The organism is Mucilaginibacter sp. A5337 (assembly GCF_059690695.1).
Map to the genome: position 1 here is coordinate 1145829 of NZ_JCAWEC010000002.1, position 15580 is coordinate 1161408.

18 protein-coding genes are annotated in these 15580 nt (G+C 41.2%); 6 read left to right on the top strand and 12 right to left on the bottom strand.

All coding sequences use genetic code 11. The annotated features are described in order from the left end of the window. The first annotated feature begins 5 nt into the window (after positions 1-5). The 4 genes from purB (at position 6) to AC59JO_RS09515 (ending at position 3416) form a co-directional block, all read left to right on the top strand. Positions 6-1349 (top strand): adenylosuccinate lyase, encoded by a 1344-nt coding sequence (purB, locus tag AC59JO_RS09500; RefSeq protein ID WP_497304926.1) that lies wholly within the window; start codon positions 6-8, stop codon positions 1347-1349. Positions 1350-1582: 233 nt separating this feature from the next. Beyond that, positions 1583-2134 carry a NifU family protein gene (locus tag AC59JO_RS09505; protein ID WP_413667711.1) on the top strand — a complete coding sequence of 184 codons (552 nt, stop codon included), beginning with the start codon at positions 1583-1585 and terminating at the stop codon, positions 2132-2134. 140 nt (positions 2135-2274) lie between these two features. Next, on the top strand, positions 2275-2853 hold the full coding sequence (locus AC59JO_RS09510) for a Crp/Fnr family transcriptional regulator (protein ID WP_413667710.1): 579 nt from the start codon (positions 2275-2277) through the stop codon (positions 2851-2853). 92 nt (positions 2854-2945) lie between these two features. After that, the gene (locus AC59JO_RS09515) at positions 2946-3416 is read left to right on the top strand and encodes a RidA family protein (RefSeq protein WP_497304929.1); all 471 of its coding nucleotides are present in this window, start codon (positions 2946-2948) and stop codon (positions 3414-3416) included. Between the two features lie 174 nt (positions 3417-3590). Here AC59JO_RS09515 and AC59JO_RS09520 read toward each other — a convergent pair whose 3' ends face one another. From AC59JO_RS09520 to mtaB, 5 genes are all read right to left on the bottom strand, one after another. Next, positions 3591-3935, bottom strand: coding sequence for a hypothetical protein (locus AC59JO_RS09520; RefSeq protein ID WP_497304931.1), 345 nt, complete (start codon positions 3933-3935; stop codon positions 3591-3593). Positions 3936-4061: 126 nt separating this feature from the next. Then, positions 4062-4853 (bottom strand): inositol monophosphatase family protein, encoded by a 792-nt coding sequence (locus AC59JO_RS09525; RefSeq protein WP_413667707.1) that lies wholly within the window; start codon positions 4851-4853, stop codon positions 4062-4064. After that, the gene (locus tag AC59JO_RS09530; RefSeq protein ID WP_413667706.1) at positions 4819-5307 is read right to left on the bottom strand and encodes a GtrA family protein; all 489 of its coding nucleotides are present in this window, start codon (positions 5305-5307) and stop codon (positions 4819-4821) included. The genes AC59JO_RS09525 and AC59JO_RS09530 overlap by 35 nt, the downstream gene beginning before the upstream one ends. Beyond that, positions 5300-6469: a prolipoprotein diacylglyceryl transferase gene (locus AC59JO_RS09535; protein ID WP_497304934.1), complete on the bottom strand. Its 1170-nt coding sequence runs from the start codon at positions 6467-6469 to the stop codon at positions 5300-5302. Before AC59JO_RS09535 ends, AC59JO_RS09530 begins: the two co-directional genes overlap by 8 nt. Before the next feature lie 28 nt (positions 6470-6497). Beyond that, the gene (gene mtaB / locus AC59JO_RS09540) at positions 6498-7817 is read right to left on the bottom strand and encodes a tRNA (N(6)-L-threonylcarbamoyladenosine(37)-C(2))-methylthiotransferase MtaB (protein ID WP_413667704.1); all 1320 of its coding nucleotides are present in this window, start codon (positions 7815-7817) and stop codon (positions 6498-6500) included. Positions 7818-7994: 177 nt separating this feature from the next. Here mtaB and AC59JO_RS09545 point away from each other — a divergent pair, with 177 nt between their 5' ends. Beyond that, complete coding sequence (locus AC59JO_RS09545; RefSeq protein WP_497304936.1) at positions 7995-8603, top strand: hypothetical protein; 609 nt, start codon at positions 7995-7997, stop codon at positions 8601-8603. Positions 8604-8607: 4 nt separating this feature from the next. Then, on the top strand, positions 8608-9714 hold the full coding sequence (locus AC59JO_RS09550) for a hypothetical protein (protein ID WP_497304938.1): 1107 nt from the start codon (positions 8608-8610) through the stop codon (positions 9712-9714). Positions 9715-9720: 6 nt separating this feature from the next. Here AC59JO_RS09550 and AC59JO_RS09555 read toward each other — a convergent pair whose 3' ends face one another. The 7 genes from AC59JO_RS09555 to AC59JO_RS09585 all read right to left on the bottom strand — a co-directional run bounded on the left by AC59JO_RS09555 (position 9721) and on the right by AC59JO_RS09585 (position 15514). Further along, positions 9721-10449, bottom strand: a complete 729-nt coding sequence (locus AC59JO_RS09555; protein WP_497304940.1) for a (Fe-S)-binding protein — start codon at positions 10447-10449, stop codon at positions 9721-9723. Positions 10450-10462: 13 nt separating this feature from the next. Beyond that, the gene (locus tag AC59JO_RS09560; RefSeq protein ID WP_497304942.1) at positions 10463-11785 is read right to left on the bottom strand and encodes an MFS transporter; all 1323 of its coding nucleotides are present in this window, start codon (positions 11783-11785) and stop codon (positions 10463-10465) included. Between the two features lie 60 nt (positions 11786-11845). After that, positions 11846-12670 (bottom strand): tetratricopeptide repeat protein, encoded by an 825-nt coding sequence (locus AC59JO_RS09565; RefSeq protein ID WP_413667699.1) that lies wholly within the window; start codon positions 12668-12670, stop codon positions 11846-11848. 107 nt (positions 12671-12777) lie between these two features. Further along, positions 12778-13110: a YnfA family protein gene (locus AC59JO_RS09570; protein ID WP_497304945.1), complete on the bottom strand. Its 333-nt coding sequence runs from the start codon at positions 13108-13110 to the stop codon at positions 12778-12780. 87 nt (positions 13111-13197) lie between these two features. After that, positions 13198-13716, bottom strand: coding sequence for a DinB family protein (locus tag AC59JO_RS09575; RefSeq protein WP_497304947.1), 519 nt, complete (start codon positions 13714-13716; stop codon positions 13198-13200). A gap of 80 nt (positions 13717-13796) precedes the next feature. Beyond that, positions 13797-14144, bottom strand: a complete 348-nt coding sequence (locus tag AC59JO_RS09580; RefSeq protein WP_497304949.1) for a hypothetical protein — start codon at positions 14142-14144, stop codon at positions 13797-13799. A gap of 41 nt (positions 14145-14185) precedes the next feature. After that, positions 14186-15514 carry an MFS transporter gene (locus tag AC59JO_RS09585; protein ID WP_497304951.1) on the bottom strand — a complete coding sequence of 443 codons (1329 nt, stop codon included), beginning with the start codon at positions 15512-15514 and terminating at the stop codon, positions 14186-14188. Positions 15515-15580 lie beyond the last annotated feature (66 nt).

Consider the following 15580-nt stretch of genomic DNA (forward strand, 5'->3'; position numbering starts at 1 on the left):
AATATATGACGCTTACTTCACTTTCAGCGATCTCGCCTATTGATGGCCGTTATAGAAACACCACCGCCGAACTTGCCGCATACTTTTCAGAATATGCACTTATCAAGTATCGTGTATTTGTTGAGATAGAATATTTCATAGCACTTGCCGAATATCCACTACCTCAGTTACAATCATTTGATAAAAATCTATCAGAAAAGTTACGCGATATTTACAGGAATTTTTCGGAAGATGACGCTGAAAGTATCAAAGTGATCGAAAAAACGACAAATCATGACGTTAAAGCCGTTGAGTATTTCATTAAAAAAGAGTTTGATAAATTAGGTCTGGAGCCGTTCAAAGAATTTATTCACTTTGGCCTTACCTCACAAGATATCAATAACACTGCTATTCCATATACCTTTAAACTGGCTTTAAATAATAGCTACTACCCTGCTATTACAGACCTGGTTAGCATCCTGAAAGCATTTGCCGCAGATTGGGAAAATGTTCCGCTGTTAGCGCATACCCATGGCCAGCCGGCTTCACCTACCCGTTTAGGTAAAGAGATCCTGGTTTTTGTTGAGCGTTTGGAAACTCAGCTTGAGTTGCTGAAACCTATCCCAAATTCGGCCAAGTTTGGCGGTGCTACCGGTAACTTTAATGCGCATAATATCGCTTACCCGGCTATCGACTGGAAAGCGTTCGGCAATAATTTCGTGAACAATATTTTAGGTCTTAAACGCTCACAGTTTACTACCCAGATTGAGCACTACGACAACTTCGCTGCTCAATGCGATGCTTTGAAACGCATTAACAATATCCTGATTGATCTTGACCGCGATATGTGGACTTACATATCCATGAACTACTTTAAACAAAAAATCAAGGCGGGCGAAGTTGGTTCATCGGCCATGCCTCATAAGGTTAACCCTATCGATTTTGAAAACTCTGAAGGTAACCTTGGCATCGCTAATGCACTATTTGAGCACCTTGCGGCCAAATTACCAATATCAAGGTTACAGCGCGACCTTACAGACTCTACCGTGTTAAGGAACATCGGCGTGCCTTTTGCGCATACATTGATTGCCATTAAGTCAACCGTAAGGGGATTAAATAAGTTGCTATTAAACACCGACGCCATCAATGCCGACCTGGAAGCTAACTGGCCGGTTGTTGCCGAAGCTATCCAAACTATATTAAGGCGCGAAGCTTACCCTAACCCGTACGAAGCACTGAAAGACCTTACCCGTACCAATCAGCAGATCAACGCCAACACAATAGCGGAGTTTGTTGATACGTTAAATGTAAGTGACGCCATTAAAGAAGAGATCAAAAAGATAACACCTTTAAATTATACAGGCATTTAGATGTGCAAATTTCAAATGTGCAGATTAGTAGATTTCAAATGCGCAGATTTCAGATGTGCAAATCGATGAGCAATTAAAGCATTAATAAATCAAAATCATTTGCATATCTGCACATTTGAAATTTGCACATCTAAATCTTCGCATCAAAGAAATGTCATAACAAAGTTTAGGGTCGTTTTTAATAAAAAAGGTAGCTAAATTTGTTAAATTAGATTGAATAAAAACACGAAACGATGAACATCAACGTATATACAGAATTAACGCCTAACCCGGCAACTATGAAATTCATAGTTAACAAACTGCTTATCAATGGCAGCGTTGACTTTCCTACTAAGGAAAGTGCCGAACATTCACCCTTTGCAAAGGAACTTTATAAGTTTTCGTTTGTAAACGGCGTTTTCTTTGCCAGCAACTTTGTTACCATCACCAAAACTGAAGGCAGCGACTGGGCAGATGTTGAGCCGATAATGAAAGAGTTTGTCAAAGGCGCTATCGAATCAGAATTGAAGATCCAGTTAGAGGAAGAAGCCGAAGTCGGAAACTTTGAAGGTACTGAAACTGAAGTTAAAATTCAGCAGATCCTGCATGATTACGTTCGCCCGGCTGTTGAGCAGGACGGCGGCGCTATCTCTTACCGTTCATTTAACGAAGGCGTTGTAACTGTTGAACTTCGCGGTTCATGCAGCGGTTGCCCGTCATCAACCGTAACCCTTAAAGCCGGCATCGAAAACCTGCTTAAACGTATGGTGCCAGAAGTTACTGAAGTGGTTTCTGAAGCGTTATAATATTATTGATTTTAGGGTCCGGGCCCTATTACTTACCCTTGTGTCGGACAAAAACTTTAAATTAGTTTTTGTCCGATTTTTTTTGCCCGATTGGGTGATCGTAGAATGGATTTGAATAAAGCGGTTTCAAACTTATCTTTATGCCGACATACATCATGCTGAATAAATTACGGGAACATATAGAAAAAATAATACCGCTCACTGATGATGAGTTTGAGTTCATATCTTCTCATTTCACGACTAAAAAATTCAGGAAACACCAATTCCTTATTCAGGAAGACATGATTGTTAAGTATAACTACTTTGTTGTTTCAGGTCTTTTAAAACTTATATATACCGACGATACAGGAAAGCAGCATATCGTTGCTTTCGCTATGGAAGACTGGTGGGAGACTGATTTTTATGCCTACTATACCGAATCCCCGGCAACAATGTCGCTGGAGTGCCTTGAAGATACCGAAGTGCTGTGCTTAACACTTGAAGACTATAAAAAGCTTTGTAATGGCCTTCAAAAGATGGAACGCTTCTTTCTTGAAAAGGCAACTTTCGGTTTTCTTTCCTCACAAAGGCGTATTATATCCACCCTTACATCAAACGCTAAGGAGCGTTATGAACAGCTTATTAAGCAGTATCCAACGCTTATTAATCGTGTGCCCAAGGCTCTGCTGGCCTCCTATCTCGGCGTCTCGCGCGAAACCCTAAGCAGAATTTCTTATTGATGTGACCTACCTCACTTCAAAAACGTGAGGTAGGTCAACGTTCCATTCCGGATGTTATTAACAAGTTTGCAGTGCAAATTCAAAGCGCGAATATGAAAAAAGCAGCGACACTTTTAGCACTCTTATTAATTACGACCGCCCCCGTTTTGGCGCAAACAAAAAACATCAATAAAATGGAAAAGAGAATTATCAATCCCTGGCAATGGCAAAACAAACGTAGCTATGTCCAGGCCGTCGAAGTAAAAAATGTAGAAAGCACCTTGTATATCTCGGGACAGACGGCGATAAACGCAGACGGAAAATCAAGCGATGAGGATATGAAATCTCAATTAATTCAGGCACTGCAAAATCTTGAGCATGTTATCAGCCAGGCAGGATACGAACCTAAAGGTATTATACGACTGAATATTTACACAACAAACACAGCCGAACTTTGGCCCCATTTTCTAATATTACAGGATTGGATATCTAAACATGGAATTAAGCAAGCCTTAACTTTATTGGAGGTGAAAAGCCTTTTTGAAACCTTAAAGGTTGAACTTGAGGCAACAGTGGTGAAATGATCAGTTATAAAAATATGTTCCTATATTAAAAGCAAATGCATATGCAGGGCTAAGAAACGTGGCGTACTCGTGACTTTATCAGGGCTACTAATAGTGCAAAGTTTAATTAGCTGCATTGAAGTCACGAGTACCTATGTACCTGAACCTTACTCTACATACTCGCGCCCAAAAGAGTTATATTATTATAGCTTTGTTGAGATTTTGTGGATCAATTAGAACAAGCAGTTCATCTCCCCTCTGAGGCATCACGCTTTTCAAGAACCCTTGCCTAACCGTTACTTCCCTGCCGGTGGCACCCCCTTCGAGAATAACAAGCTTCACAATCGCAATTGTTTTTTCACTAACGATACCACTACCATAGCTAAGTGCGGTTATTTCAACATTCTCGACCTTCGCTTTGCAAGTAACACCATTCCGCCGAAGGTACCGGCTTTTTGATTTAATGATAAAGAAATAGAAAAACAAACCTATCAGAACAAAAGGGAGAGAAAATAAAATCCAAAATAAAAAACAAGCCATATTTCTTAAATGAAATTATTTAATTGGATAGAGTCCACAAACACTGCAGTAAAAAAATAATTCAACTTCAAAAAACCTCTACTACAACGATCCTACAGCATTGGAGTAAATTATTAACTACCTCCTCTACTTAAAATATCTCCCTATCACCCCCAGCATCTCCCCTGTTATTATCCCATTAGTTGCCAATAACTCACGGGTATCCAATACTTCAGAGCCGCCTTTAAAGTTCACCACTTCGCCTCCAGCTTGTTTTACAATCACAATACCCGCAGCAACATCCCAGGCATTAAGGTTATACTCATAAAAAGCATCAAAACGCCCGCAAGCGGTATAAGCCAGATCAACAGCGGCCGAACCTAAGCGGCGCAAACCATGGCTGGTACGCATCAGCTCGGTAAACAATTCGATATAGGCTGCCTGTTTTGTGAAATCGTAATATGGGAAACCGGTTGCCAGCAAGCTGGTACCGATTGTGATGTTTTTACTTACACTGATCTCCTTACCATTAAGGTATGCGGGCGCATCCTTCCAGGCGTAAAAGCATTCATCAAGGTTTATTTCATATACCACCCCGGCTATCAGTTCATCATATTCTTTCAAAGCTATACTTACCGAAAAAGCAGGTACGCCGTGAATGAAATTGGTTGTGCCATCCAGCGGATCGATGATCCAGTTATAGCGCTCGCCTATTTTGGTGGTCGTTTTCTCTTCGGTGATGAAGCCAGCTTCAGGTAAAATTTTGCTCAGACCTTTTACAATGGTTTCTTCGGCGGTTTTATCAACGTATGATACCATATCGTTGAGGCCTTTATACTCTATCCTATCAGGATCAAACGCTTTACGTTCCTGCCTGATGAAATCACCTGCCTGTTTTGAAACCTCAATTACCTGGTTTATGATGTTCGCTGTTTGCATGGTTACGTTTTAATGATAGGCTGAATGAAAAAACTTTATGAATAAAAAAGCTTGCGAAGAACAGGCTCAGCGCCGCCGAGATCCGTGCTACCGTTGGGTTAAAGCTGCAAGCCTGGATCAATATTTTCACAACAGATAAATTGGCGAAGAAGCCAATAATAGCCACTGTCACAAAACGGAAAAACTGTTTGCGCGGCGCCGATTTTGATTCATTAAATACCATGTACCGTGTGATTAAAAAGTTAACCACTACACCCATAAAAAAGGATAGCGCAAGTGAAACAGTATAATTGCGAACGGTAAGCCCGAAAATATGGTAAGTATGTGCTGTAAGCAGATTGTGATAAAAAAGGTAAAATGCCGAAACATCCACCAAAAAACCGGCCCCGGCCGAAAGCACAAATCTGAATACCTGGTTATCTACTAATTTACCTTTTGATTTATTATCAGCCATTTGTAGTACCCAGTGCTTTCTTTTCTTTGTTTAATCCTGTTACAATAAGTGTAATGCCACCTAAAACCATAATCACCGAAATCATTTCGGCTTGTGTAAATGAAACACCGGCGACAACATATTTGGTATTAACCCTGATGAGCTCAATAAAGAAACGCTCAACGCCTGCCAATATCATATACACACCAAACAAAACGCCCGGAGCTTTAAAATTGTGCCTTATTTTCCATAATACAAAGAACAGTAATAAACAAATTACACATTCATAAAATGAGGTTGGATAAACCGGGTATTGCAGTTCATGGCAAAACTTTCCTGCACAATTTATCATCTGTACACCTTCGTCATTCACGTTATGCGGAAATTTAAAGCTCCACATCCAGTCGGGTGCCCAGCTTAGCCAGTGCGGTTTGGGTGCCAGGTTAACTATACCCCAGTCGCCATCACCACTCATCTGGCAACCAATACGGCCAAGGGCGTAAGCCAGCATCATACCCGGACCGCCGATATCAAGCATATCCAGGGGTTTAATACCGTGTTTATTAGCAATATAAAGTACGGCCGCACCGCCACATATCAAGCCACCATAAAAAGTTAAGCCACTAAAACCTATCAGCATACCAACCGGGTCTTTCATAAAGTCGCCCCAGTTTTCCAATGCATTAAACAGCTTGGCACCTGCAAAGCCAAATACTGCGGCCCACAATAATATACTACCCATCAATTCATTTGGGTGCACATCAACATCTTTGGTTACCGGTTTATCCAATTTTTGTTTTTGGGCTTCATGCCATGCCCAGTACGCAAATGCTGCCGCTCCGAGTATACCACCTATCCAGTTACCCCTTAATGATAACAGGAACTCCTGCGGGCTATCAATCAATGACTGATAGTTAAGTGCACAATCAATTATTTTATAGCCTAAAACAAAGCCGAATACACCATTACCTATCAATTCGGTATTTGAAGCGGGCAAACCTAAGGTAACCCGTTTTTTAAACGTATGGATAACGCCTAATGCTTCCTTGCGCTTAAACTCCTGCCCAAAAGCCCAGTAAGCGCCAACAAAAGCTATCGCCACAAAAAAGCCGAAAGTTTGTATGGGCAAAGGAAGATTAAAACCAAAAAGATATTTTAATAACGATGTGAGCGTTGGAAACATAGGTTATATTTTAAGGCGAATATAGAATTTAATGTACTAATATTTCTTCGCCTTCTGTTATTTCAACATCACCATCAGGTGAAATATTTGTTAGATGTACCGTTTTTAACTCGTTAACCAGTACAGGGTCGTACTTGGTGCGCACCTTCACGTAGTTACGGGTAAAGCCGTGCATAAAGCCATCTTTAATATCGCCCTCAAACAAAACCTCCTGATTTTTACCCAATTGACTTTCATAAAAAGCACGGCGCTTTTTATCCGACAGGATGTGCAGCATTTTGCTCCTGTCTCCGCGTGCAGAACCCGGAACAGCGCCGGTCATCTGGGCAGCCAAAGTATTTTCCCTTTCCGAATAGGTAAATACGTGCAGGTATGATATATTTAACTCGTTCAGGAAATTATAGGTATCGATAAAATCCTCCCTTGTTTCGCCGGGGAAACCAACGATAACATCCACACCGATGCAGCAATCGGGCATCAGTTCTTTTATTTTGGCAACGCGGTTAACATACAAATCGCGTTTGTAACGCCGGCGCATCAATCCCAGGATCTTATCTGAGCCAGACTGCAACGGAATATGAAAATGCGGCACAAAGCGCTTTGAAGCAGCAACAAAGGCAATGATCTCGTCGGTAAGCAAATTAGGCTCGATAGATGAAATCCTGAAACGATCAATGCCTTCTACCTCATCAAGCGCCTTAACCAGGTCAAAAAACTTATCCTCGCGTTTACCATTACGGATCCCGAAATCGCCCAGGTTTACGCCGGTAAGCACAATTTCTTTTACGCCCGATTCGGCAATTTGCTTTGCCTGCGCTACAACATTTTCAATAGTATCGCTCCTGCTCGCACCACGCGCCAGGGGAATGGTACAAAAGGTACAGGAATAATCACAGCCGTCCTGCACTTTCAGGAAAGTACGGGTACGGTCGCCAAAAGAATATGCGGGCACAAACTCATTAGCTTCAGACACGGGCTGATTAAGCACCAGCGCCTTTGGCCTTTTAGTTAAGTCGGTGATATGATCAACTATCTGAAATTTTTCGGCAGCCCCAAGCACCATGTCAACGCCGGGAATTTCAGCAATTTCCTGTGGTTTTAGCTGTGCGTAACAACCTACAATAGTTACGTAGGCATTAGGCGAAATTTTAAGCGCTTCCTTAACAATCTTCTTACACTTTTTATCGGCATTATCAGTTACCGAGCAGGTATTGATCACAAAAACATCCGGCGTTTCGGTAAAATTCACCGTATCATAACCGGCCTGGTTAAACAGCCGACCAATGGATGAGGTCTCTGAATAATTCAGCTTGCAGCCTAAAGTGTAAAAAGCGACTTTCTTGTTCATTTCAAACGGCAAAGATACAGTTTTTTATAAAATGTTGACCCGGAGCTTTTTTCATATCTGCGTAAAAGAACAAACCCCGAAACGGCGGAAAACAGTTATAACAATTTGATAATTTCATTTATCAGCATCATTTCTGTAATTTCAAGGCCGACTAAAACATTGTAAACCTTATCAATTATGATCATATACGGAACCAAAGGCAAACTTTTAAAATCCGAAATAACAGCCGACCAATGTCCAAACTGCAATACAGCCAACAGTATTCAAATGAATGTATTTCAGCGCTGGGCGCATATTTTCTGGATTCCATTTTTCCCGATTGGTAAAACAGGCGTTTCGCAATGCCTCAATTGCAGGCAGGTGTTAAAACTTAAGGAAATGCCCGCCTCACTGAAGTTGAGCTATGATAACCTGAAAACTCAAGCCAAAATACCGATATGGACATTTGCCGGCTGTTTTTTGATTGTTATCGGTTCGATATTTTTCTATATCACCGAAAAGCAGAAAGCAAAAAAAGTAAACCAATGGGTTTTATCGCCACAAAAGAACGATGTGTTCCATATCAAACTTAAAAACGATCATTATACCCTATACAAAGTAAATAAGATATCGGGCGATTCCGTTTACCTGGCCCTGAACAAATATGAAGTTGACCGCGAAGATGGCCTTGATGACATTGCTGCAAGGGGTGATACCGCTTATGATAGCGCACAGGAAGGTATTGCCAAACCATTCCTTATAGAAATGGCAAAAGAGGGAACTATTTTGGATATTGAACGCAAATAAGCTTATGACTGCCACACACCGCTCCTATTGGTTTGCTAAGTTCTTTGAATGCCTGTATCTGCTCATAGCTATTTATGATTGCTTAATGATGATGTGGGGCACTTTACTTTACAAGCTGTTTACCTCTTTTGGTAATATTTCCTTCGCGAGGCTTTTTACCTGGATTATTATCGGGATGCTCATCCTTTCGGTGATATATTCTATTTACTGGAATCAAAAAAGCAAAAAGGAAGGATTTAATTCAGAAATAGGGCACGCCTTTCTGCGTGGCGTTATGCGGTACTTCCTTGCCTTTCAAGTGTCGGCTTATGGCTTTGCCAAGATCCTGAAAACACAGTTTGGACACGTTTACATGAGAGATAATACTCCAATAGGCAAATTAAGTGGTTTCGATCTCACCTGGAATTATTTTGGCCACTCCTATACTTTCGCGGTTATACTGGGTTTGCTTCAGATTGGCGGCAGCGTTATGCTTTTGTTCAGGCGTACTACCTTGCTGGGCACCTGCATATTATTACCCATAATGTTAAACATTGTACTGATCAATGCATTTTATGATATAGCCGCAGGGGCGTTCATGAACTCAATCATTATAACTACCGGCCTGTTATACCTTTTACTACTACGATGGCCGGATATTAAACCTGTTTTATTTAAAGAAGTAGTAATACCGCCCTTAAAGCTAAGTTTTGCAAAACCTGTTTTAAAACTTTTAGTAATCGGCCTTGCGTTTTATAGCATTTACCGTTATGTAGTAGCCGTACCGCCATCAATCTTTACAGGGAGATGGAAAATAGAACACTTTACACGAAACGGTAAAACTGTAGGTGAAAATGAATGGATGAACGGCGCGCAAAACTGGTGCTATGTTTATATAGAAGACGGCGGCCGGATTGCATTATGTGCTAACCCATATATTTTTGAAGCCAACCGCGCATGGTTTGGCCAATACACATACCATGCGGGCAAAAAAACGCTCAACATCGTTTTTGACGGAGGTACAAAACGTGATACAACAAGGGTGAAGATCAGTAACTACAACGGAAAACAAATGCAATGGGATACCAAAGTATACGATGATACCTTGAAATTGAAACTGGTTAAAGAATAGTAGTTATTATACATTCCCCCAACCCAAAGCCAATACATCAGCAATGTGCATGGTTTGAATAGGAAGATTATTTTTATCGATATATCCCTGCATATGCATCAAGCATGATGTATCAGTTGAGATAATATATTCAGCACCGGCATCAAGGGCATTATTTACCTTCTGTTGCGCCATCGCGGTTGAGATACCATCAAACTTAACAGCAAAGGTGCCACCAAAGCCGCAGCAGGTTTCGCCGTCTTTCAGGTCAATCAACTCAAGACCAAGCACTTTAGAGAGCAGCTGGCGAGGCTCATCTTTTATTTTACATTCGCGCAGACCGGCGCAGCTATCATGATAAACAGCCTTACCATCAAGCTCGGCACCGAAATAATCAAATTCCAGGATATTTACTAAAAAATCGGACAGCTCGTAAATATTACCCTGAATAGCCCGGCATTTATTGTGTACCGCGGTATTGGTAAACAAGTCGTTATAATAGTTTTTCACCATGCCGGTACAAGAGGCTGATGGTGATACAATAACACTATCTTCCGAAAAATCGCTTAAAAACTTACTTCCTACCTCTTTGGCGTCATCCCAAAAACCGGCATTAAAGGCCGGCTGACCGCAGCAGGTTTGTGCCGGATTATAACTAACCTTGCAACCTGCTTTCTCCAACAATTTTACGGTATTAAAAGCAGTTGCCGGAAACAACTGATCTATAAAACACGGTATAAACAACTCAACCTTCATCGGCACAAATTAGTTAACGGGCGCTAAAATCCAAATTTTTATTGACGTTTCGTTCCGCCTTCAGCAAAGAAAACAACAAAATTAAGCCAACAATGAAAAATACGCCCAATACCAAAACCGAATTTCGCGGGCTACCGGTTATTTCTTCAAAAAAGCCGAAGCTAAATACCCCACCTACAATAGCCAGCTTTTCGGTAACGTCATAAAAACTAAAAAAAGACGCAGTATCCGGAATATTTTCGGGCAGATATTTGGAATAAGTTGAACGCGACATGGACTGAATACCGCCCATTACCAAGCCTACTACTACAGCTATAATGTAAAACTGTGTTTGCGTATAGGTAAAGTAAGCAGCGATACACACCCCAATCCAAAGGATCACCACCCCTATTAAAACCCGCACGTTACCATATTTACCAGACAGGCGCGACATCAGCGTTGCTCCGAAAATTGCCACCAATTGGATAATTAAAATGATGGTGATCAGCTGCGGGGTTTCCATTTTTAACTCTTTTGCAGCAAAACCGGTTGCCACCAGCATAATGGTCTGTACCCCCATGGAATAAAAAAAGAACGACGGCAAAAACCTTTTTAACAGCGGCATATCCTTAACCTTTTTCCAAACATGGCCCAACTCAACAAAACCGCCTTTTATGATGTTGTGGCTATGGCTCACCGCGTTGGGGCTACCCTTAGGCAATACACTAAAAGGGATCATGGCAAAACCTATCCACCATAAGCCCACCAGCAAAAACGACAAACGCGGAGCAAAGGTTTTATCAACTATACCAAACCACTCGCCTTTCAGTACAAATAAGAAGCAAATAAGCTGCAGCAATACGCTGCCTATGTAGCCATAAGTAAAACCCTTGGCACTTACGTTATCCTGCATATCAACGGTAGCAATTTCGGGCAGGTATGAATTGTAAAACACAAAACCTCCGCTGTAACCGATGGCCGCCAGTGCAAAACAGATTACGCCCATCTCCAAATGATCTTTATCAAAGTTGAACAACGCGCAACAGGCCGCCGAACCAAGCAGCGTAAAAAACAGCATGAAGATTTTTTTATTGCCTTTATAATCGGCAATGGATGACAATATTGGCAACAGCAATACCATTACCAAATAAGCAGCAGATAAAGCGTAATCAGAAAGGGCAGTATTTACAAAGCTTTTTCCAAAAAAGTTAACCCTATCACCATTGGCATGGTTGGTAGTAATGGCTACATAATAAGCCGGAAAAATTGTTGAAGTGATGACAAGGTTATACGCCGAGTTGGCCCAATCAAAGAAAGCCCAGGCCCGTATGGTTTTTTTGTTGTTTTTATTTTCCATTTGCTCAATAAATGTATGCAAATTTTAGAAACTGCAAAAAACACCAACTAAATACAATACCTATCTTTCGCCAAGCATCTTTTTAATAGCCCCGGGCAAATCTATTTTATTATCAGTAACCAGCATAGCACCTGCCCTTTCGGCTATTGATTTTTGCTTATTGCCGGCTACTTCAGTGGTTGGACCATTTATACCTCCAAAATATTTACCCATATCCCAGTTTATTTTAAAATCTATTTTCCGGGTATCATTGGTGCCGGCTATTGAACAAGTTAAAGCATCATAGGCCGATCCATTTTTGTTGGCCAGGCTTTGCCCGGCTACCTGTAAGTTGCGATCATTCACCCGCAAGTTTCTTACAATTAAATATTCCTCGTCCACATTATTTACCACATATTCATCACGGGGATCAATAGTGGAGTATTTTGGATCGAGTTCATTGTTTTGGGTGTAATAAGCCCAGAGGCAGGCATCCTTTAAGCCCAACTGTAGTTCCTGTGAATCGGGAAATAGTTTGTAAGCATCCCAGGCGGCGGCAAAAGCACTTTCATAATCCTGTTTGCTGATATAAGCAGCAATTAAACGCAAATAGCTGAATTCGGCAGTATGGCCAATATTCCGGGTATTTAATTCGACTGCTTTTTTAAGATACCAAATAGCAGAATCAGGTTTATGATCATTTAAATAGATAACTCCTAAAAAGTGATATGAGCCATGAAATGAAGGAGTTTTCGCAACCGCAGCAAGGAAGTTGAGTTTAGCGGCCGGTATATCTGTGTTAATTTGCTTAAGGCCGTTTATAAACTCTTCGGATGGGACCTGGCAAAATGCATTTACACTGTTTAAAAAGAAAAATACAGCAATAATGAAAATTCTGGTATTCATGATGGGTTTAGATTTATTGCTGCTAATATCTATAATATAAGCTAAAAAAAGCTTCGCCTGCAATAAATAAAAATTGTTACCTCTCCCCTAAAACAACTACAAGCCAATTAATGCCCGCGCGGTGCGTAAACAATAATACAAGCACCCACAAGCGCTATCAAAGCCCCGATGATATCATAACGATCGGGTTTAAAACCATCAACCTTCCAGGCCCAGATCAATGCCATTACAATAAAAATACCACCATAAGCCGCATACACCCTACCGAAATTGGCGGTTTGCCACGTTGCCACTATCCCATAAAGCGCAAGAATAATTCCACCTGCTATCCCAAACCATAAAGGCTTACCTTCTTTTAACCAAAGCCAAACCAAATAGCCGCCTCCTATTTCAAATAAACCGGCAAGTAAAAACAATGCAAAAGAGCGGATAATTGCCATCATTAAATTTTAGCGTAAAGAATTCTGCTAAAGATATCATAAAAAAGGCCTCCTTTAGCGGAAGCCTTTAAATATGCTAAATCAAATTTAACTTCTGTCGTAAAAAGCCGGTGGTTCAATTCCTAAAGAACGCAGGTAAACATAAGCCTGGCCACGGTGATGAATTTCATTATCAATAATATATTGAATAATGCTGTTACCCACGCCTTCGTATTGCCCAAAGGCCAATACAGTTTCCTGAAAACGCTTAGCCGGAACTTGCAGCCAATAAGTGGTAATGGCTTCAGTAGCATCATCCCATAACCTCAATAAATCGTTTTTTGAGTGGGCTTCAATTTTTCCGGTATGATGGTCAAGGCCTGCTATTGATGTCCAATCATCAGTTGCAAGACCTTTAACACCCGGGCCACTCATACTGATAATTTCCTTCACCATATCAGAAAAAGGACGCATTCCACCAATTGAATAATTAAAAAGCGCTTCCTCAGGAAATGCTTCGATAAGGCGGCGGGTTACGCGGCGCTGACCAAGCCAGCCTTGCAAAAATTGATCAGGTGTATAAACAGGAGTTTCTGTTGCTGGTTGTTGAATTGCGTTGGTTTCCATTGTGTTGTTTTTGTTTTTGATTACAATACAAAGTAATCACGCAGTGGTGACAGCCCTATGTCAGCAGCTAAAAAGAAAAATTAACTATTTGTATTTTGTATAAATTCTACCACCTGTTGCTGCTCATAATAAGAAAGCGGGCCTTCTGAATAATGCCATTTGGAGTTGCTGTCACCCTCAAAGCTGATCTGTCCTAAATAATCGGGGTTCTTTTTATCATCAAGCAAGGGTTTGCTTTCACCTATTTCAGGTGCTATCTCCTGAATTTCAAAAAGGATAGCTTCTCCGTCGCTACCACCTTTGTAAAGCTTGTACAACCCTGTGGCGTTTAACTGGTGATCTGTTGATTGGTGCAGCACCGGCTCGATGATAATATTTCTTTGTATGCCGTTATCAGCGGTGACATTGTGGTTAACTGTGTGGATCATGGCTTATGTTTTTATATAGTACAAGCCTGTGGTCAAATTGTTTAGGTGTTCACGTCAACACGCTTTTTACGGAGCTTGTTTTCAGTGAACATGAGCACTATAAGCATTATTAAACCCAATACAAAAAAGCCGTCAAGAGCAAGCGTAGAATCGCGCATTTCATTAGTTACAGCCTCTACAAATCCAAAACAAAACAGGCCTACCACTATCGAAAGCTTTTCGGTAACATCATAAAAACTGAAATAGGAAGCCGTGTCCGGGATATTTTCGGGCAAATATTTAGAATAGGTTGAGCGCGATAAGGATTGTACCCCTCCCATTACTATGCCGATGATCACAGCGGCAACATAAAACTGGGTAGAATTAGTAATAAAATAGGCATACAAACAAATGGCCGACCACACCGCCACCAAACCAACCAGCGTACGTACATTCCCGAGTTTTTCCGATGATTTGGATGCGATCAACGCACCAGGCACAGCAACAACCTGGATAATAAGTACAATAGAGATCAGCGCGGCATCGGGCATATGCAACTCCTTTGCAGCAAAATTAGCCGCAACCAACATAATGGTTTGTACACCTACCGAGTAAAGGAAAAACGAAGCAAGGAAGCGTTTTAACAAAGGCATATTCCTTACTTTGCCAAAAACCTTTGCCAACTCTTTAAAGCCTCCCGTAAGTACATTATAAGTATGTTTATCTGTATTAGGCTGTCCCTTCGGCAGCAAACGAAATGGAATAATAGAAAAACCTATCCACCATACAAAAACCATCAGGAACGAGATCCGCGCCGGTAGCCAGTCGTCGGTAATGCCAAACCAGTTAGGTTCAAGCACCACTATAAAGCATAATACCTGCACTACAATGCTGCCCACATAACCATAAATAAACCCTTTGGCGCTTACGGCGTCCTGCTTATCGGGCGTGGCTATTTGCGGGAGGTAAGAGTTATAAAATACAAAACCACCACAATAGCCGATAGATGCCAACCCAAAGCATAGCATCGGCAACTCCAGCCCAACACCGGGCTTAAAGAAAAACAAACCGGCACACGCCAAACTCCCCAACCAGGTAAACAATTGCAGGTACGATTTTTTGTTGCCCCGGTAATCGGCTATGGAAGTAAGAATTGGCAAAATAGCTGCTACTATAAGATAGGATAACCCAAGAATATAGTTTGATAATACTGTATTAACATACCTGTGCCCCAGGAAAGTTACCATCTGGGTATTCTTCGAGTTAAACTTAGTAACCTCCACAAAATATGCGGGGAATATAGTAGAGGTAATAACGATGTTATATGACTGATTGGCCCAGTCAAACATGCACCAGGCCCAAATGGTTTTCTTGTTGTTTTTTGCTTCCATTGCGGGCTTAAAAGTAGGGAAATTTAAAGGAAGCCCAATTTACCGAAGAAAAAATAAATTGCTTTA

Excerpts from the sequence above, each read along its gene's own strand:
- purB (WP_497304926.1), top strand. The coding sequence starts at position 6 with ATGACGCTTACTTCACTTTCAGCGATCTCGCCTATTGATGGCCGTTAT.
- AC59JO_RS09505 (WP_413667711.1), top strand. The coding sequence starts at position 1,583 with ATGAACATCAACGTATATACAGAATTAACGCCTAACCCGGCAACTATG.
- AC59JO_RS09510 (WP_413667710.1), top strand. The coding sequence starts at position 2,275 with ATGCCGACATACATCATGCTGAATAAATTACGGGAACATATAGAAAAA.
- AC59JO_RS09515 (WP_497304929.1), top strand. The coding sequence starts at position 2,946 with ATGAAAAAAGCAGCGACACTTTTAGCACTCTTATTAATTACGACCGCC.
- AC59JO_RS09520 (WP_497304931.1), bottom strand. The coding sequence starts at position 3,935 with ATGGCTTGTTTTTTATTTTGGATTTTATTTTCTCTCCCTTTTGTTCTG.
- AC59JO_RS09525 (WP_413667707.1), bottom strand. The coding sequence starts at position 4,853 with ATGCAAACAGCGAACATCATAAACCAGGTAATTGAGGTTTCAAAACAG.
- AC59JO_RS09530 (WP_413667706.1), bottom strand. The coding sequence starts at position 5,307 with ATGGCTGATAATAAATCAAAAGGTAAATTAGTAGATAACCAGGTATTC.
- AC59JO_RS09535 (WP_497304934.1), bottom strand. The coding sequence starts at position 6,469 with ATGTTTCCAACGCTCACATCGTTATTAAAATATCTTTTTGGTTTTAAT.
- mtaB (WP_413667704.1), bottom strand. The coding sequence starts at position 7,817 with ATGAACAAGAAAGTCGCTTTTTACACTTTAGGCTGCAAGCTGAATTAT.
- AC59JO_RS09545 (WP_497304936.1), top strand. The coding sequence starts at position 7,995 with ATGATCATATACGGAACCAAAGGCAAACTTTTAAAATCCGAAATAACA.
- AC59JO_RS09550 (WP_497304938.1), top strand. The coding sequence starts at position 8,608 with ATGACTGCCACACACCGCTCCTATTGGTTTGCTAAGTTCTTTGAATGC.
- AC59JO_RS09555 (WP_497304940.1), bottom strand. The coding sequence starts at position 10,449 with ATGAAGGTTGAGTTGTTTATACCGTGTTTTATAGATCAGTTGTTTCCG.
- AC59JO_RS09560 (WP_497304942.1), bottom strand. The coding sequence starts at position 11,785 with ATGGAAAATAAAAACAACAAAAAAACCATACGGGCCTGGGCTTTCTTT.
- AC59JO_RS09565 (WP_413667699.1), bottom strand. The coding sequence starts at position 12,670 with ATGAATACCAGAATTTTCATTATTGCTGTATTTTTCTTTTTAAACAGT.
- AC59JO_RS09570 (WP_497304945.1), bottom strand. The coding sequence starts at position 13,110 with ATGGCAATTATCCGCTCTTTTGCATTGTTTTTACTTGCCGGTTTATTT.
- AC59JO_RS09575 (WP_497304947.1), bottom strand. The coding sequence starts at position 13,716 with ATGGAAACCAACGCAATTCAACAACCAGCAACAGAAACTCCTGTTTAT.
- AC59JO_RS09580 (WP_497304949.1), bottom strand. The coding sequence starts at position 14,144 with ATGATCCACACAGTTAACCACAATGTCACCGCTGATAACGGCATACAA.
- AC59JO_RS09585 (WP_497304951.1), bottom strand. The coding sequence starts at position 15,514 with ATGGAAGCAAAAAACAACAAGAAAACCATTTGGGCCTGGTGCATGTTT.